Consider the following 17281-nt stretch of genomic DNA (forward strand, 5'->3'; position numbering starts at 1 on the left):
GCTCGCCACTTCCCTACTTCGTGGCACGGCCCGCGCACGCTCCGAACCTGCCGCGACCGAGCCGGTCACACCCCCAACTGCAGGACGTCAGCGGCCTCCTCGACCATGGCGAGGCCGAGCCGGCTGACGCGCACGGAGAAGGCCTGTCCCGCCACGCGCAGCCCGGTCAGCCCGATCTCGCCCAGTGGGGCGCTGCGCATGGGTGAGAGCGTCACCGTCCCCGCGGGCACGTCCGGTCTGATGCCCGCGAGGGTGGTCAGCAGGTGCACGCCGGCGGCCGCCGCGGTCGCGGCCGGTCTGCAGGCGGCGGGATGGGGCAGCGGAGCCCCTCCGTCGACGCGCTGCTCCCCCGCGTACATCTCCGGCAGCCGGTACCCGAAGGTCTCCGCCGCGGCCAGGACACCGCTGAGCAGGGACGCCGCCTCCTTCTCGTACCCGGCGGCGGCCAGGCCCGCGACAGCGACCGCCGTCTCCTGCACGCGGACCACACCCGCGCGGTGCCCGAACGCGTTGTACGCGGCTTCCTTCACCGCCAGCGTCCGCAGCCCCCATCCCGAGTCCAGTGCGGGGCCACCGAGCAGGCGCGCCAGCTGCTCGGTCTGCACCTTGTCCAGCAGTCCGCGGGCGGACAGACCCGCGCCGAGCAGTCCGGTGTCCAGCAGATGGGCCGAGCCACTGCCCAGGTACGGGACCGTGCGACCGTCCGCGGTGCGCGCGGCCGCCGGTCTGCCGCCGCCCCGGTCGTCGACCCAGAAATCCTCCTGGAAGCGGCGTCGCAGTTCGTCCGACCACTGACGCAGCTCCGCGCCTCCGGGTCTGCCGTACGCATCGAGGAGATCCGCTCCGAGGACAGCCGCCCGATGGGCATGGGCCTGCGTCTCGCAGCGCAGCGGACCGCCGGGTCCCGGATCCGGCAGATAGGGACCGCCGTGGGCAGCGGCGCGCAGCCACTGCAGGCACCGCTCCGCCGTCGGAAGCAGCTCCGCCACCTCCTGCTCGGCCAGGCCCCAGCGTCTGGCCTCCGCCAGCAGGACAGGGAAGAGGAGGGTGGCTTCGATGCCGGTGCAACTCGGCGGCAGCGACGCACCCATGTGTCGCAGCGGCCCCGGCAGGCGGCCGAACTCACCGCCGGGTTCGATCAGTTGAGTACGTGCCAGAGCCCGCAGCGTGCCGGCTGCCAGGCGGGTACCGAGAGGCAGCGACATCCTGGCGGCCGCCAGCGCCTCGGCCGGGGCCGGAACGCACCGCCAGGGTGCGCCCGCGGCCGCCAGGACGTCCGACGGATGCTCCGGGTCACGCACCACGAGCGCCTGCAGGTCGTCGAGGCTGGTCTGCAGGAGCCGCCCCACCCGCGGGTCGTCCCCGCTCGCCCGGGCCTCGGCGAACGGCCGAACCGCACGGTGCCCCACGGCTCTCGCGGATCCCGATGCGTCGGCCCGCACCCTCAGCTCCACGGTGCACGCGCCTCCGGGCGGCAGATCGAACTCCCACCGAAGCAGACCCGCCGAGGCGAGCGCGTCCGTGGGCGGAGGGGACGCTGTGACGACGGTGTGGCCCGCGGGCGACGTCCACCGCATGCCCGAGTCGTGGACTGTCGCGGGCAGTTCGGGACCCGGGGTGCCTGCCGCCACCGCGCCGAGGTCGGCCAGGTCCGTGCCGAGCGCCACCTCCAGGGGCAGCCGCAGCGGCCGCTGCGCGGAACTGTGCAGGGTGATGCGCTCGGTACCGTCGGCATGCCGGATCCGCTCCACGACGACGTCCGGGTCGGGGCCCGCGTCGGGGGCCGCCCGCACACCGGCCACGAACCGGGCGCGGTCGGCCGAGACCATACGCCCCTGGACCGCGAGCGGCTCGCGCCCCGCCACGCGGATCTGGCAGCGCGACAGCAGCCGTCGGCCACCGCGATAGAAGCCTTCGAGCCCTTGGCCCGTGAGCTGCCCGTGATCGGCGGAGATCGCCAGCCCCGGCAGAGCGACGCAGATCAACGACCTGTGCGCGGGCGGGAGTTCGGAGGTTCGTCGGGGTATCGGTGGCGGCCCTGCCGAGGTCGCTTGAAGGGCGGGTCGGGCCGATGGAGGGTGGGGCCGTCCTCGAAGGGGCCTCGGCGGAGCTGCTTCGCTCACCGCGGCGAGGCCTCCTGTGGGCGCTGTCGGGCCGCCCGGTCGTGTGTCCTGCGCCGTCATGTCTGCCTCCACCCCGCTGCGAGGGCCCGACGGCATTCGGCCCCCTCGCCAAGTCCGCTCCGGTGGCGTCGACGCAGCCGGTCGCCGCGCTCGACACACCGCCCGCACGCGTCGTCCGATCGACGGCCAACGCCACCACCCGTGGTCGGCGGATGCTTCAACTCCGGCATGGGGCACCTCCTTTCGAGCGCGGCGGCACGGGACTCCGGCCCGCGATCGGACCGACCGACACGCCGACGGCCCGACCCGGCTGCCCCTACCGCCACTCAGGTGAACGGAGCCGCCCCGCCCCAAGTAACGCCACAGCAGCCCCAATCGGCCCCGTCCTCGCGGCCGGGTTCCCGCCGTGACCCGCCTCATCCGTCGCCCCTGGTGCGCTGCCGTCCCGCTCGGCGGTGACCGGACGGCCGTCGCGGCGCGCGTGCTCCCGCCCGACCAGGGCGCGTACCCGCCCGCTGACGGCGCTCGCCCCGGCGGCGCAGGGCGGCCTCCAGGCCACGTGCCGCGCGGGACACCCCGGGATCCACGGTGCCTCCCGGGGCGACGGCGGCCACGACCCCGGACCCCGCGGTGACGCTCGTCCCGCGCGAGGCCGCCGTCTCGTCTCCCTGCTCGGCCCGCTCGACCTCACCCGCGGCCGCCTCCGTCGCGCGCTCGGCCCGCTTCCCGCGCAGACAACGGCGCACCAGCTCCGGATCGAGCCCATCCGCACGCGCGTCGTTGAGGAGCTGGGCGAACGTGTACCGGGGGTCGGCCGTGAGCGCCATCTCCAGCGCCTGGTCCGCCTCGACGGTGTCACCGAGCGACCAGGCGACCCAGCCCGCGAGGGTCAGCGGCGCCGCGGCGTGCTCGCCGTAGGGCCCGACGCAGCGCCGAGCCAGCGCCCTCCACAGACGCAGTGCACCGTCGGCCTCCGCGCCCTCCATCCACTCCGCGGCCCGGTCCCTGGTCACGCGGTCCTGAAGGCCGAGGATCAGGGTCGCGGCCTCGTCGTGCGCCACGAGTTCGTCGTCCTTGAGATCCGCGTCCAAGTCGTCGTCCGTGCGCGGGGCATCCGCGAGGCGGCCCAGGACGCGCCGCGCCAGGTCGAGGGTCTCGGCCTCCACCACGTCGCGTGAGACGCCGGCGAAGATTCTCGGCACGAGGTCCATCGCGGCAGCGTCCAAGGCCCTCGTCTGGTCGGCGGCGAGCGCCGTCTCCAGGGGAGCCAGGCGGGCCCGCACCTCCTGCACCGATGCCCGCACCTGAATACCGGCGTACGCCGCTGTGGCCGCCATGACCGAGGTGCCCTCTGTGGCGATGGCGTTGCCCTCCGGCGGACAGCACTGTGGGCGCGGACAGCAATAGGACCAGTACCTGCCGCCCGACAGACAGAGCGCTTCCGTGACGGGCACGTCCAGGCTGCCGCACGCCGTGCGCAACAGCTGGGCAAGAGGGCGCAGCCGCTCCATCACCCGCTGCGCATGGTCGATGCCCGGGGCCGCTGCGTCCTGGCACAGGAACACGACGATGCTGTCCGGCTTCCCGTCCCTGCGCTCGCACTCGCCGATCAGACAACGGGCCATCTGCTGCGCCACCGGCCCCCAGTCCCGCGGACGCTCGGGAATACCGAGGCGGACGCGCCCACCGAACCGCCCCTTGTGCAGGGCCACCAGGACGACGCTGTCGTCCGGACGGAACCCGAGCAAGTACGGGAGCGCCTCGGCGAGTTCACCGGCCGTGCGCAGGGTGATCTTGGCCTCGCCGGTCGCACCGACGGGCTCGCTGTGATTCGTCATGGAACGACCATGCCGCGAATCGGCGAACTCCGTTTTGACCTGTGGATAACCTCGATCAGGGACACGACACGAGTTGTCCACAAGTCGGCGGGGGCGTTCGCGCGATGTCAGTCCCATCGGGTTGCATGGGGGCATGAGCAACGAAGACCTGCGGACGGCCGCCGATGCCGTACTCGCCCGCCTCGTCTCCGACCCGAGCGGGACCGCCCGCCTGCGCGAGGACCAGTGGCGCGCGATCGAGGCCCTGGTCGCCGAGCACAGACGCGCCCTCGTCGTGCAGCGCACCGGTTGGGGCAAGTCCGCGGTGTACTTCGTCGCGACCGCGCTGCTGCGGGAGCGCGGAAGCGGACCGACGGTGATCGTCTCCCCGCTCCTCGCGCTGATGCGCAACCAGGTGGAGGCGGCGGAGCGGGCCGGCATCCGTGCCCGCACCATCAACTCGTCGAACACGGAGGAGTGGGACGCCGTCCGTGCCGAGGTCGCGGCCGGGGAGGTCGACGTGCTCCTGGTCAGTCCCGAGCGGCTCAACAACCCGGACTTCCGGGACAACGTACTGCCTCAACTGGCCGCGGCCACCGGCCTGCTCGTCGTCGACGAGGCGCACTGCATCTCGGACTGGGGGCACGACTTCCGCCCCGACTACCGACGCCTGCGCACGATGCTCGCCGAGCTGCCGCAGGGGGTCCCCGTCCTGGCCACGACGGCGACGGCCAACGCGCGCGTGACGGCCGACGTCGCCGATCAGCTCGGCACCGGCGGCGGCTCGGACGCCCTCGTGCTGCGCGGCCCGCTCGACCGCGAGAGCCTGAGCCTCGGAGTGCTGCAACTGCCGGACGCCGCGCACCGGTTGGCCTGGCTGGCCGACCACCTCGACGAACTGCCGGGCTCGGGGATCATCTACACGCTCACGGTCGCCGCCGCCGAGGAGGTCACGGCGTACCTGCGCCAGTGCGGCCACACCGTGACCTCGTACACGGGCAAGACGGAGAACGCCGACCGGCAGCAGGCAGAGGAAGACCTGCTGGCGAACCGGGTGAAGGCGCTGGTCGCCACGTCCGCGCTCGGCATGGGCTTCGACAAACCGGACCTGGGATTCGTCGTGCACCTGGGCTCTCCTTCGTCCCCGATCGCGTACTACCAGCAGGTCGGACGCGCAGGACGCGGCGTCGAGCACGCCGAGGTCCTGTTGCTTCCCGGCAAGGAGGACGAGGCGATCTGGCGCTACTTCGCCTCGCTCGCCTTTCCGCCCGAGGAGCAGGTGCGGCGCACCCTGGACGTGCTCTCCCGGTCCGAGCGGCCGCTCTCGCTCCCGGCACTCGAACCCCTTGTGGAGCTGCGTCGTTCGCGCCTGGAGATCATGCTCAAGGTTCTCGACGTGGACGGCGCGGTGCACCGTGTGAAGGGTGGCTGGATCGCCACCGGGCAGCCCTGGGTGTACGACACGGAGCGCTACGCGTGGGTCGCCAAGCAGCGGGAGGCCGAGCAGCAGGCGATGCGCGACTACGTGACGACGACCGGCTGCCGGATGGAGTTCCTGCGCCGGCAGTTGGACGACGAGTCGGCGGCCCCGTGCGGACGCTGTGACAACTGCGCGGGAGGACGCTTCGAGACCTCCGTCTCCACGAGCGCACTGGATTCGGCGCGAGGCGAACTCGGGCGCCCCGGGGTCGAGGTGGAGCCAAGGAAGATGTGGCCCACCGGTCTCGCGGCCGTGGGCATCGACCTCAAGGGACGCATCCCGGCAAGTGAACAGGCGGGGGTGGGGCGGGCACTCGGCCGCCTCTCGGACATCGGCTGGGGCAATCGGCTGCGGCCGATGCTCGCGCCCCAGGCCCCGGACGGACCGGTTCCGGACGACGTCGCGCGGGCCGTCGTGGAGGTCCTGGCCGACTGGGCCAAGGGCCCGGGTGGCTGGGCCGGCGGGCGCCCCGACGCGCAGCCGCGCCCGGTGGGCGTGGTGACCCTGGCCTCCCACACGCGCCCCCGGCTGATCGAGTCCCTCGGTGCGGGCATCGCCCAGGTCGGACGCATGCCGGTGCTCGGCCGTATCGAGTACGTGGCGGACAGTGACACCACCCGCATCCCGCGGAGCAACAGTGCGCAGCGCCTGCGCGCCCTCGAAGGCACGTTGACGCTGCCGCCCGAGCTGGCCGAGGCCCTCGCGCGCGCGGGCGGCCCGGTGCTGCTCGTGGACGACTACACGGAGACGGGCTGGACGCTGGCGATGGCTGCCCGGCTGCTGCGCCGGGCGGGCGCCGAGGGGGTGTTGCCGCTGGTCCTGGCGGTACAGGGGTGACGCAGGCGTCGAGGACCCCATCTTTGGGCAGGGATGGAGCAGGGATATAGGCGACGCATCGCCAGATACCAACCCCGGGCCACAATTGCTCGTTGCCGTGCGCCAGTGCGACGGGAAGAATTGGCAGCGTTCCCCGCGCGGCTCCCGTGGTCCGGTAGGGCTGTGCCGTGGTGCGCTCCCCAGTCCGACCCCGCCCTCAGTGTGGGCGTGTAGCCGAAGGGAGGACCGTGACCTTCGGATTCGCTCCGTCCTCGGCGTCATCGATCTCCGCGTCATCGATGCGCACCGAGAGGTCCGCCGATTCCGTCAACCGACCGACCAGGCTGCTGGAACCCACGGAGTGGGCGGCCGCCGGAATCCCGCTGCTGCGCAATCCGCGCGAGGTCGTCAGCGGACTGCACGCCCGCCATCGCCCGATGCCCCGAACCGCCGTGGTGGCCGTACTCGATCCGGAGGAGCGGCTGCGAGCGAGCGCCTCGTTCGCCCGGCGGGAGACCGCCACCGACGGCTGGACGTTCCGCAACGCCCTGCTCTCCCAGCTGCGCCGGGTCATCCCGCACGACCTGCGCCGCCGCAACCCGGTCCGTACCGCGGTCCTGCTCTACTGCCGTGAGGGAGAGACGCGTTGGACCGAGGAGGACGGCGCCTGGATGTGGGGACTTCGGGACGCCTGTACGTTGCACGGCCTGCGCTGCGGGGCGTACATCGCGATGACCCGCGACGGCTGGCAGGTGCTGGGCGAGGGCCGGGGCGGTCGCCGTCCGAGTGTCGGATCCGTGGCCGAGGCCCTCGGCGGCGACGACCGGTCGGCGCCCAGGACCGGTGGCGCCGCGACGGAGATGCTCCGTCGCGCGGCGGCCCGCTGAGCCGCCCGGCCGCGGCCGCGCGCCGACCCGCCGGACTCCCCGGACACCGAGGGACGGTGCGGGCAGCCGGCAAGCGGCGCGTCAGACTCCGGCGCCCAGCAGCGAGTTGATCCGCTGCGGGTCACCGCACACGATCAGCAGGGCACCGGCCCGGCCGAGAGCGAGCGGCAGCGCCGTCGTGGTCGCCTCGTCGGCGCCGCCGTTCACGGCGACGACGACCACCGGGCGGGACCCGGCGCGCTCCAGGGCGGAGACATCGGCGTAGAAGACGTCGTCACCCGCGTCGTGCTGCGCCCAGTAGGCGCTCTCGCCGAACGACAGCTCGTGCGCGGTCCACGGGTGCGGCTCACCCGTGGTGATCACGAGGACGTCGCCGGGGGCGCGCCCCGAGTCGAGCAGCAGGTCGACCGCTTCCTCGGCGGCGTCCAGCGCGCCCTCGACCGAGGCCGGGATGAGCTGGATCTGCGGCTTGGCGGCCGAAGTCGACGGGACAGCAGGGGCGTTGGACCCCGGCTCGACGGCCGGCGCCGACTCGCGCGAGGTGCGCTGCGCGGGCGGTGCGGGCCGTGCGGGGCCCGGGCGACCGGGCCTGGGCGGCGCCGCGGGACGCGGGCCGGGTACGGGACGGGGGGTCGGCGCGGTGCGGCTGCTGGCAGGCACGGCGCGGGGACCCTGGGCACTCTCGTGAATCTGAGGCTCCTCGGGAATGAGAGGCATGAGCTGATATCTATCAAACGCAGGTGCGGATCGCGCCACCGGGTGGCACGTCAGTGCGAACGCGGTGGTCAGAAGTCGAAGCCGAGCTGGCCCTCGATTTCCGGAACGCTTGCGTCCGCCCAGCTGCGGGCCTTCTTGAGGTGCCGCCACTGGGGCAGCGCATCAAGATACGCCCACGAAAGCCGGTGGTGCGGGGTGGGCCCCCGCTCCTCCAGCGCGGCGCGGTGCACCGGCGACGGGTATCCGGCGTTGGCCGCAAACCCGAAGTCTGCATGGTCGATGCCCAGTTCGGCCATCATTTTGTCGCGGCGGACCTTGGCGATCACCGACGCCGCGGCGACGGCGATGCAGGAACGGTCCCCCTTGATCACCGTACGGACCTTCCACGGCGAGCCGAGGTAGTCGTGCTTCCCGTCGAGGATGACCGCGTCCGGTTGCACCGGCAGCGCCTCGAGGGCACGTACGGCAGCGAGCCGCAGGGCGGCCGTCATCCCCAGGTCGTCGATCTCCTCGGGCGAGGCGTGCCCGAGGGCATGGGCACTCACCCAGCTCTCCAGAGCGTCCGCGAGCGTCTCGCGTCGCTTGGGGCTGATGAGCTTGGAGTCGGTCAGCCCCTCTGGGGGGCGGCGCAGTCCGGTGACGGCGGCGCAGACGGTGACCGGGCCGGCCCAGGCACCGCGGCCGACTTCATCGACACCGGCGACGATCTTGGCTCCGGTGGTGGCGCGCAGCGAGCGCTCGACGGTGTGGGTGGGTGCTTCGTACGGCATGGCGGCAGACAGCGTACGCCGCCGGAGCCCCGCCGCGACACCCGGCGGGGGTCAGTCCGCGCGCCGCAGCAGCAGGGGCACCAGCACGAGGTCGATCAGCTCCACCAGATCGGCCTCCTCCCATTCGCTTCCGCACACCTTGGAGCGGTACATCATCATCGCGGGGATGACGTCGTACACGGACGCGTTCGCCGCGTCGGGCCGCACTTCACCGCGCTCGATCCCCCGGCGTACGACCTCCTTGATCAACTCCACGCTGGGCTCGATGACGCCTTCGACGATCACTCCGTGAAAACGCTCGGCCGTGAAGGTGTCGCACTCGTGAAGAACGGAACGCAGCGCATAGCCCGGACGCGAGTACATCCCCTCGCGGATCTGCCGGCACAGTTCCAGCAGGTCCTCGCGCACGCTCCCGAGGTCCGGGACGGCGTCCAGCTTGGGCAGCCCGGCCTGGAGCGCGTCCACGACCAGATCCTCCTTGGAGGGCCAGCGCCGATACACCGCGGCCTTGCCGGTCTGCGCACTCGCGGCGACACCTTCCATGGTGAGCCCGTTCCAGCCGACCGTACTGAGCTGGTCCAGCGCGGCGTCCAGGATGGCCCGTTCGAGCACGGGTCCACGCCTGCGCATGGAGGCGGCCGACTGAGCGGAAGCGGCCGTCCAGCGCGAAGTAACCATCGTCATCTCTCCGTTGAGCAGGGCGAGCGACACGAGACGCACGGCAGCGCTTTCAGTGAACGGCTGCGTTCACTGTAGGGGAGTCACTACCGTTGACGCGACAGTGAACGGGGTCGTTCACCAACTCACCCGTGGCGGATCCATAGTGACAACCTCCCAGTCAAAGCAAGATCAGTAACCGGGAGCGGCCCGCCGGAAGGGGCATGCCGGGATCGCGCTCCCCGTCACCGCCGCCTGCCAACGCGTGGTGGTCCTCGACGCGACCGTTCCGTCATCCGCTTCGTCGTCCCCGATGAACGGACGCGGCTCGATCGCTCCCTCAATGAGCATGTCAGGCAAGGCCAGTTCTGGCGATGGGCCGGGCGCGGCCCGAGCCGATCCGGGCCAGGAACCGGACAGACGAGCGCCTTCTCGGCCACGGCAACACGATTCAAGCCAGGTACACACACGCTCCGCGAAAGCACGCGCGTAAGGCGCACTCACGCGGTGCCTCATGTCACCGCAGGCCACTACCGCCCCACTCGAACGCAGGTAACCGACCAGTAGCTCTCTGTTAGATTTCTGGCGTCGGCTGATGCACAGGAGCCCACTCCCGATCGCTATTGAGGGCAGAGAGTCCAAACGCGACTCTCCGTGGTGCGGCTGGGGAACGCGCCGCCGACAACGATCCGAAGGGACCTGAAGGTCCGTGAATCTTGACCACGTACGCGATTGGGTCGTCGTTGCCCTGATGGCGCGCGTCCTCGGTGCCGACGTACGCATACTCCTGCGGCGTCTCGCCGCGACCTCCGTGCGGGTGGGGGCCTCTGAACTCGCCAGGCCTCAGGAGCACTTCCGACGGGAGGGGCGTCGGTGACAGAGGACCACAACAGTCGCCCGCCCGACGTGAGTTCCCTGCCGGGCCTCCCCGTGGACTTCCGCGCCTTCCACGAGCTCTACCGCCCCGCGTACATCAAGTGGGCGGAACCTTTCCTCGGATCCGCCGCCGACGCCGAAGAGGCCGTCGACCAGGCTTTTGAGCAGATCTACGTCGGCTGGTCCACCGTGCTGAAACAGCAGGTGCCCGAGGCCTACGCCTGGAAGGTGCTCAAGAACCGCTGCATCGATCTGGCACGCGCCCGGGGACGCCGGGCCACGGTCACCGACTTCGCGGCGTTCGAGACGAGGAGCCTGGACCACGCCGTGGACCCGATCAGCGAGTTCGAGACCTCGCTGAGCGTCTACCAGGCGATCCAGGCACTGCCGGATCGGCAACGGGACGCCATCCTGCTGACGTCCGCCCACGGATACGACTACGCCGACGCCGCCATGATCATGGGCATCACTCCGGCCGGCGTCCGCTCGAACGTCCGCAACGCCAAGCGCCGGCTCAAGCAGGCCCTCCACCTGAACGACGAGGAAGGAATCGCTGATGACCACCTCGCAAATTGACGGACTGCTCGCCAAGATCCGGCTCAGGGAACGCCCTTACGGCGCCGAGGAGATCACGGCAGCGGAGGCCCGGCTCACCGCCCGCATCGCCAACCGGATGTGGCACAGCGTGCTCACCTTCGACGACCACATCCAAGGCGCCGGAGTTCAGCTCCCCCGGCCCCAGCGGCGCCCCGACGCCCACGAGCGCGCGACTCAATCCGACTACGCCGCAAGCGACTTGCGGGTGCTCTGCCGCAGCCTGGTCGGCACACCGCAGTCCTTGCACGAGATGTCGTCCTTCATCAGCAATCGCATCCTGGAGCCGTCCGGAGCAGTGGTGCTCGGTTGCGTACTCCAACTGGCCGGCCGGGACGACAGCGCCCGCTTCTGGTGGCAGTTCGCGGCGGGCGCCGGGTGCCGGCCCGCCGTGCACTGCCTGTACCTGCACCACCTCTCCCTCGGTGAGACCCAAGAGGCCGACTGGTGGCGCGCGTTCCTCACCCAGGACCAGCCCGACGAGCCCGATCTGGTGATCTGCGAGAACGAGGATTTCCACCTCACCATGCCCTTGAGGCGCGCACCGCTTCCGCAGGCCGCCGAGGCAGTCGTCGGTTACGTACCCACCGCCATCGAGTACGTCGATGCCGTCGACCTCCCTCTCCCCACCGCCGGATTCGCCGAACGCATCGAGGAGTTGGCGGGCACGCCCTAGCCCTCGCGACCAGAAGGGCACGCATCCCGGCCCCGGGCGGACCACGCCCGGGGCCGGGGCATGCCACGCACCCGCGTCGGCGGCGGGCACGAGACGCAGTACCACGGGCCGCTCAACCCAGGAACCATTCCATGCGTCAACTCCTTTAGTGAACGCTTGCGTTCACGAAGTCGCCCTCGCTATGGTCCCGACTAGTGAACGAGTGCGTTCACTAAATCGTCTCTGGGGGACCTCCTGTGACGCATGATCAGATACAGGCGCAGCCACCCGCGCCAGCCGTCCCAGGGCCGGCCTCACGCCCGGCCCACCCCGGCATCGCGCTCACGGTCATCGCTGCGTGCCAGTTGATGGTGGTGCTCGACGCCACCATCGTGAACATCGCCCTGCCGCACATCCAGACCGCCCTCAACTTCTCGACCACCAACCTGACGTGGGTGGTCAGCGCCTATACCCTCACCTTCGGCGGCATGCTCCTGCTCGGTGGGCGGATCGGGGACATCCTCGGGCGCCGCAAGGTCTTCATCGCCGGCATCCTGCTCTTCACCTTCGCGTCACTGCTCGGTGGACTCGCCCAAGAGCCCTGGCAGTTGCTGGCCGCCCGCGTCCTGCAGGGGATGGGCGGCGCGATCGCATCACCCACGTCGCTGGCGCTCATCACCACGACGTTCCCCGAAGGGCCCGAGCGCAACAGGGCGTTCGGCATCTTCGCGGCCGTCTCCGCGGGCGGCGGCGCCGTCGGTCTCCTCGCAGGCGGACTGCTCACCGACTGGCTCGACTGGCGCTGGGTGCTCTTCGTCAACGTACCCATCGGCATCGTCATCGCGGCACTCGCACCACGCTTCATCAACGAGTCCGAACGGCACCCCGGGCGCTTCGACCTGACCGGTGCGGCCACCTCGACGCTCGGCATGGTCGCCCTGGTCTACGGGTTCATCCGGGCGGCGTCCGACGGCTGGCGGGACTCGCTCACGCTGGGGGCGTTCGGCGCGGCCGTCGTGCTGCTCGCCGCGTTCCTGCTCGTGGAGAGCCGCGCCAAGGAGCCGATCACTCCGCTGAAGATGTTCGCCAACCGGAACCGCTCGGGCACGTACATCATCATGATCAGCCTCGCCGCGGCGATGTTCGGCATGTTCTTCTACATCGTGCTGTTCGTGCAGAACGTGCTGGGCTATTCGCCGATCCAGGCCGGCCTGGCCTTCCTGCCCGTCACCGTCGTCATCGCACTCGGCGCGGGGATATCCCAGCGGCTGCTGCCCGTGCTCGGGCCCAAACCGTTCCTCATCACCGGGGCCGTCCTCGTCGCCGTCGGGCTGACCTGGCAGTCGCTCATCGACTCGGGCAGTTCGTACGCGGGTGGCGTGCTCGGCCCGATGCTGATCTTCGGCTTCGGCATGGGGCTCAACTTCGTCACCGTCACGGTGACCGCGGTATCCGGCGTCGCACCGAACGAGGCCGGCGCGGCCTCGGCGCTGCTCAACGCGACGCAGCAGGTGGGCGGTTCCATCGGGCTCGCCATCCTGACCACCGTCTTCGGCTCGGCCAGCCGCGACGAAGCGACCAAGCAGGTCGCCTCGTTCATGGCCCAGGCCTCGCCCGAGCAGAAGGCCGCATTCGCCAAGACCCACCAACTGCCCGCTCCGTGGAGTCACGAAGTACTGGCCCATGGGATCGCCACGGCGTTCATCCCGGCCGCCGCGATGGCTGTCCTCGCGCTCGTCGTCGCCACCGTCGTCATTCGGGTCCGCAAGAGCGACCTGGAAGCGCTCCAGGGCACGGGTGGCGCACCGGCGCTGTAACCCCTGTAACCCCTGTAACCCCTTACGAGGTTCCCCGACCACGGCGTCCGTGACCGACCGCCCCACTCACCGAGAGGGCCCGTCGGCACACGGGCGCCGTGCGGCGCTCCGAGCGGCCTGGACGCACTGGCACCGCAACGACCCGAACCGGCCCAGGTCACACCAGGTGAGACCTGACCTGATCAGACCGACGCGGTCGGCATCCAGGGCGCAAGCGCCTCGGTACGCTCCAGCCACTCCGTCGGGGGTGCCCCGCCCTTGGCGGAGGCGACGACGCCGCCCACGATCGCGCAGGTCGTGTCCATATCCCCGCCCACCTGGGCAGTGCTCCAAAAAGCGCTCTCGAAGTCCCCGAGGCCTCGTGCCGCCGACCACAGCGCGAAAGGCACGGTGTCGTGCGCCGTCGTCCGCCGACCGCACCCGAGTACGGCTGCCACGGTGGCCGGGTCTCCGTAGTCGAGCATGTCCCTGGCCCGGCGCAGACCCGCTCCCACGGCGCTGCGCGGCACGAGCGCGATCACTCCGTCCAGCAGGTCCCCCGGGGTCGGCGGCCCTGCCGGATCGGCCACGAGTGCCGCGGCAGCGGCCACGGCCATCGCACCGACGACGGCCTCGCGATGCTGATGCGTCGGATACGCCGAGATCTCGGCCTGGTGCGTGGCCTGCTCCGGATCATCGGCGTAGTAGGCGCCGAGCGGCGCGATGCGCATCGCCGCTCCGTTGCCCCACGAGCCCTGGCCCTTGAACAGCGCGGACGACAGCATCCGCCAGTCCCCGCCCTCGCGGATCTGCCGCAGCAATCTGTTGACCGCAGGTCCGTAGCCGCGATCGAAGTCGTGGTGCTCCGCGAACGAGCGCGCCAGGTTGTCCTGGTCGATGCGGTCGTGAGCGGCCAGCACAGCCACCACGGAGCACGCCATCTCGGTGTCGTCGGTCCACTGCCAGGTCCCGTCGGGGAGCGCGCGACGCTTGAGCAGCGGATAGTTCGCCGGAACGAAGTACTGCGAGCCCAGGGCATCGCCCACGGACAGTCCGCGCAGGCTGAACAGGGCGCGGTGCAGGCGCCCGGCGGGTGAGGAGTCAGCGGTCATCGCCCTGCCACTCTATCCGGTGACCGCACAAGCGTCCGGTTCGCGCGCGGCCGACGCGGCTAGAGCCCCCAGGGCCGCGGCTCGCACCAACGCTCGAACTGGCGGTCCAGGGTGTACTTGCCGTTCTCTCCCAGAACGAGCGACCGCGTCTCCGCGTTCCCGGGATTCGACAGCGACTCGAAATCCTGCACGGTCCAGTGGAACCACCGCATGCAGAACAGCCGCATCGTCAGGCCATGGGTCACGAGCAGCACGTTCGGCGGATGGTCCGGCTCCTCGAAGCTCCGGTACAGGCTCTCCAGGAACGCGCCGACCCGGTCGTACACGTCCGCGCCGGACTCGCCCTGCGCGAAGCGGTAGAAGAAGTGGCCGTATGCGTCGCGGTACGCCTTCTGGAGCCGCACGTCGTCGCGGTCCTGCCAGTTCCCCCAGTCCTGCTCCCTCAGCCGCGGCTCCTCCCGTACGCGCACGAGGTCGGGGTCCAGACGGAACGCCCGGAGCGTCTCGTGGGTGCGCCGGTACGGCGAGACGTAGACGCTGACCGGCTCGCGGCCGAACAGCTCACGCAGTCCGCTGCCGGTCTCCTCGGCCTGGCGCCAGCCCTTCTCCGTGAGCGCCAGGGCATGGTCGGGCTCACGCTCGTACACGGTGTCGTCGGCGTTCCCCTCGGACTCCCCGTGCCGGACGAGAACGATGCGCTGCGGTCGTGCCATGTCATGACCCTAGATCGGTCCGGCCGGGTTCGAGCACCGGTACGAGCTCCATCCGGCGTAGATCGGGCGGCCACGCGCGCGTGGCCGCCCGATCTACGCGGTCAGACGGTCCAGGTCGGCTCGAGCTGCACGATGTCACCGCTGACGTCCGCGACGTCGGCCTCGGTCTGAGCGCGCAGGGACAACCGCTCCACGCGGTCGACCTGGTACTTGCCGTGCTCGGCGGCCGACCGCCACATCGACAGGACCAGGAACTCGTCGCCGGGCGCCTCTCCGAACAGGCCACGGACCATCCCCGGCGAGCCCGCCATCGCCGGGTTCCAGACCTTCTGCTGCATCACGGTGAAGTGCTCCGCCCGCTCGGCGTGCACCTGGCAGAGCGCGACCCGTACGACGTCCGCGTCCGTGAACCTCGGCTCGAACCCGGTCTTCACGTCGAAGAGGTGGTCGAAGAGCTTCACTTGAATGTCCTTGTACGTCCCCGACTGCGAGGCCGCCAGCCGGTCGTGGGACCGCGCCATGAAGGAGTCGTAGAAGGCACGGCTCTCCCAGAAGCCGAAGACGTGGGCGACATCGGGTCGTTTCCTGCTCCAGCCCCCGCCCTGCCCCCGGAATCCCGGCTCCCCCAGGAGCCCCGCCCATTTCCGCTGTCCCCGCTCGAACCCCCGACGGTCCACCACGGTGCAGCGAATCCACTTGACCAGCACCGCGCCATCGTACGGCGCGGTGCGTGACGCCGGGTCACTCTCCGGTGTAGTGCGCGCGCTCCAACGCGGCCAGATCGTCGTCACTCAGCTCGACCCCGAACTCGCGGTCGAGCACCGACCTCAACTCCCCTTCCACGAGCTCCCGTTCGACCCGCTCCCCGTCCGCGTACTCGATGACGAGCTCCCGCCCGGTGAGCATCCGCCGGGCGTCCTCGGCGGCGTACTGCACGACCGGGCGCCTGATGAAAGTGGACCTCGGATGCGTGGAGGTGTAGTGATTCAGCACTACGTAGTCGACAGGATGGCGCTCTTCCGACGTGAAGGCATACACATCTCGCCAACCGTCGGGCCGCATCGCGCGCAGCACCCACACGTCGGCGCTTTCCTTCCTGACACTGAACTCCCCCGTGCCGACACCTACTTGTGCCCCGTCCCGAAGAGGAATTGGTTCGCGCAGTCCCGACGCACCAAATCCGACGTCGCAGAGCCATTCCTCCCCGCCCGCTTCGACACGCGTCAGCATGTGGGTAACCGGACGCAGCGCATCAGTGCCCCAACGCACGCGTGCCCCAAGTCCTCGTACGCGGAAGCCGATTCGCTCCAGCACGGCGGCGAACAGCAGGTTCTGCTCGTAGCAGTAGCCACCACGCCGACGGCGCACCAGCTTGTCCTGCAGCGCGGGCAGGTCGAGCGGCACCGGTCTGCCCAGCATCATTTCGAGATTCTCGAACGGAATCGCCGCTACGTGGGCGCGATGCAGGCCCTGCAGCGTCCCCACGTCCGTCTTCAGGTCCCCCTTGAACCCGATTCTCGCCAAGTAGGCCTCGACATTCAGTTCTTCCGAGCTCCAGGTCATTCCCCAATGATCGACACGGCGGCGCTCTTCACCAACCCGATATCGGCCCGGCCGCCCTCCCCTACCGACGGGGGGGAGGGCGGCCGCCCTGTCAGTGGGACGACGTAGCGTGTCAGGAGCACTCAACATCGCACCGAGAAGGGGGAGTTCGGTGAGCAGTCTCCGCAAGGGCGTCGAGAAGGCCGAGGTCGGCCTGAAGTGGGATCCGAGCCCGTTGGGTTCACCGCCCCATGACCTGGACCTCGTGGCCGCGACGTACACGCGCGACGATCCGCACGGCCGCCCCGCGTACCTCGTCCACTTCGACAGCCGCTCCCCCGACGGGACCATCACCCTCAACCGGGACAGCAGGACGGGACAGGGCTTCGGGTTCGACGAGGTGATGACGCTCGAACTGGAGCGTCTCGGTGCGCAGTACGCGCGCGTGGTCGTGGGCGTGGCCATCCAGCAGAGCGAGCAGCAGTCCGGACGGGCGACCGTGTTCGGCGACGTGGCGAACACCGGCGTACGCATACGTGAGAACTACGCGGATCTGTCACAGCACGACCTCTCCGCCGTGCACGACAGACCTGCGGCCGTGATCGGCGAGTTCACCCGGGACGGCGACGGCGAGTGGTCGTTCCGTGAGGTGATACGCGGCTTCGACGGCGACCTGCCCGCGTTCGCCGCCGCGATGGGCGCCCTCTAGCGCCCGCCTACGCCGAA

At 70.7% G+C, this 17281-nt stretch carries 15 protein-coding genes; 6 read left to right on the forward strand and 9 right to left on the reverse strand.

Translation table 11 applies throughout. The features are described from left to right. Positions 1-65: 65 nt before the first annotated feature. Entirely contained in the window at positions 66-1985 is a 1920-nt protein-coding gene (locus ACIBUY_RS07980) for a glycogen debranching N-terminal domain-containing protein (RefSeq protein WP_399152103.1), read from the reverse strand. Positions 1986-2539: 554 nt separating this feature from the next. Then, a complete protein-coding gene (locus ACIBUY_RS07985) occupies positions 2540-3961 on the reverse strand; it encodes a DUF4192 domain-containing protein (RefSeq protein WP_399152104.1) in 1422 nt (473 codons plus the stop codon). A 133-nt stretch (positions 3962-4094) separates the two neighbouring features. Here ACIBUY_RS07985 and ACIBUY_RS07990 point away from each other — a divergent pair, with 133 nt between their 5' ends. Both ACIBUY_RS07990 and ACIBUY_RS07995 read left to right on the forward strand, forming a co-directional pair. Beyond that, entirely contained in the window at positions 4095-6257 is a 2163-nt protein-coding gene (locus ACIBUY_RS07990; RefSeq protein ID WP_399152105.1) for a RecQ family ATP-dependent DNA helicase, read from the forward strand. A gap of 227 nt (positions 6258-6484) precedes the next feature. Further along, positions 6485-7123, forward strand: coding sequence for a hypothetical protein (locus ACIBUY_RS07995; protein WP_365577005.1), 639 nt, complete (start codon positions 6485-6487; stop codon positions 7121-7123). Positions 7124-7204: 81 nt separating this feature from the next. Here the strand turns inward: ACIBUY_RS07995 and ACIBUY_RS08000 are convergent, their stop codons facing one another. From ACIBUY_RS08000 to ACIBUY_RS08010, 3 genes are all read right to left on the reverse strand, one after another. Then, entirely contained in the window at positions 7205-7840 is a 636-nt protein-coding gene (locus tag ACIBUY_RS08000; RefSeq protein ID WP_399152106.1) for a hypothetical protein, read from the reverse strand. A 68-nt stretch (positions 7841-7908) separates the two neighbouring features. Further along, positions 7909-8610, reverse strand: a complete 702-nt coding sequence (locus ACIBUY_RS08005; protein ID WP_399152107.1) for a ribonuclease HII — start codon at positions 8608-8610, stop codon at positions 7909-7911. Between the two features lie 51 nt (positions 8611-8661). Further along, positions 8662-9288: a TetR/AcrR family transcriptional regulator gene (locus ACIBUY_RS08010; protein ID WP_365577021.1), complete on the reverse strand. Its 627-nt coding sequence runs from the start codon at positions 9286-9288 to the stop codon at positions 8662-8664. Between the two features lie 852 nt (positions 9289-10140). Here ACIBUY_RS08010 and ACIBUY_RS08015 point away from each other — a divergent pair. The 3 genes from ACIBUY_RS08015 (at position 10141) to ACIBUY_RS08025 (ending at position 13209) form a co-directional block, all read left to right on the forward strand. Then, positions 10141-10719 carry a sigma-70 family RNA polymerase sigma factor gene (locus ACIBUY_RS08015; RefSeq protein WP_365577011.1) on the forward strand — a complete coding sequence of 193 codons (579 nt, stop codon included), beginning with the start codon at positions 10141-10143 and terminating at the stop codon, positions 10717-10719. After that, on the forward strand, positions 10700-11413 hold the full coding sequence (locus ACIBUY_RS08020) for a hypothetical protein (protein ID WP_399152108.1): 714 nt from the start codon (positions 10700-10702) through the stop codon (positions 11411-11413). The genes ACIBUY_RS08015 and ACIBUY_RS08020 overlap by 20 nt, the downstream gene beginning before the upstream one ends. A 236-nt stretch (positions 11414-11649) precedes the next feature. Continuing rightward, a complete protein-coding gene (locus ACIBUY_RS08025; RefSeq protein ID WP_399152109.1) occupies positions 11650-13209 on the forward strand; it encodes an MFS transporter in 1560 nt (519 codons plus the stop codon). 182 nt (positions 13210-13391) lie between these two features. Here the strand turns inward: ACIBUY_RS08025 and ACIBUY_RS08030 are convergent, their stop codons facing one another. From ACIBUY_RS08030 to ACIBUY_RS08045, 4 genes are all read right to left on the reverse strand, one after another. Beyond that, complete coding sequence (locus ACIBUY_RS08030) at positions 13392-14300, reverse strand: ADP-ribosylglycohydrolase family protein (protein WP_399152110.1); 909 nt, start codon at positions 14298-14300, stop codon at positions 13392-13394. A gap of 59 nt (positions 14301-14359) precedes the next feature. Continuing rightward, the gene (locus ACIBUY_RS08035) at positions 14360-15013 is read right to left on the reverse strand and encodes a histidine phosphatase family protein (protein ID WP_365577017.1); all 654 of its coding nucleotides are present in this window, start codon (positions 15011-15013) and stop codon (positions 14360-14362) included. Between the two features lie 101 nt (positions 15014-15114). Then, a complete protein-coding gene (locus tag ACIBUY_RS08040; RefSeq protein ID WP_365576041.1) occupies positions 15115-15720 on the reverse strand; it encodes a YdbC family protein in 606 nt (201 codons plus the stop codon). Between the two features lie 34 nt (positions 15721-15754). After that, positions 15755-16576, reverse strand: a complete 822-nt coding sequence (locus tag ACIBUY_RS08045; RefSeq protein WP_365576039.1) for an arylamine N-acetyltransferase — start codon at positions 16574-16576, stop codon at positions 15755-15757. A gap of 151 nt (positions 16577-16727) precedes the next feature. On the opposite strand from ACIBUY_RS08045, the gene ACIBUY_RS08050 reads away from it, so the two are divergent. Continuing rightward, complete coding sequence (locus ACIBUY_RS08050) at positions 16728-17264, forward strand: TerD family protein (RefSeq protein WP_399152111.1); 537 nt, start codon at positions 16728-16730, stop codon at positions 17262-17264. Positions 17265-17281: the final 17 nt, after the last annotated feature.

This window comes from Streptomyces sp. NPDC050085 (assembly GCF_044460595.1).
GTDB lineage: Bacteria > Actinomycetota > Actinomycetes > Streptomycetales > Streptomycetaceae > Streptomyces.

Excerpts from the sequence above, each read along its gene's own strand:
- ACIBUY_RS08010 (WP_365577021.1), bottom strand. The coding sequence starts at position 9,288 with ATGGTTACTTCGCGCTGGACGGCCGCTTCCGCTCAGTCGGCCGCCTCC.
- ACIBUY_RS08030 (WP_399152110.1), bottom strand. The coding sequence starts at position 14,300 with ATGACCGCTGACTCCTCACCCGCCGGGCGCCTGCACCGCGCCCTGTTC.
- ACIBUY_RS08035 (WP_365577017.1), bottom strand. The coding sequence starts at position 15,013 with ATGGCACGACCGCAGCGCATCGTTCTCGTCCGGCACGGGGAGTCCGAG.
- ACIBUY_RS07990 (WP_399152105.1), top strand. The coding sequence starts at position 4,095 with ATGAGCAACGAAGACCTGCGGACGGCCGCCGATGCCGTACTCGCCCGC.
- ACIBUY_RS08045 (WP_365576039.1), bottom strand. The coding sequence starts at position 16,576 with ATGACCTGGAGCTCGGAAGAACTGAATGTCGAGGCCTACTTGGCGAGA.
- ACIBUY_RS07985 (WP_399152104.1), bottom strand. The coding sequence starts at position 3,961 with ATGACGAATCACAGCGAGCCCGTCGGTGCGACCGGCGAGGCCAAGATC.
- ACIBUY_RS08000 (WP_399152106.1), bottom strand. The coding sequence starts at position 7,840 with ATGCCTCTCATTCCCGAGGAGCCTCAGATTCACGAGAGTGCCCAGGGT.
- ACIBUY_RS08020 (WP_399152108.1), top strand. The coding sequence starts at position 10,700 with ATGACCACCTCGCAAATTGACGGACTGCTCGCCAAGATCCGGCTCAGG.
- ACIBUY_RS08005 (WP_399152107.1), bottom strand. The coding sequence starts at position 8,610 with ATGCCGTACGAAGCACCCACCCACACCGTCGAGCGCTCGCTGCGCGCC.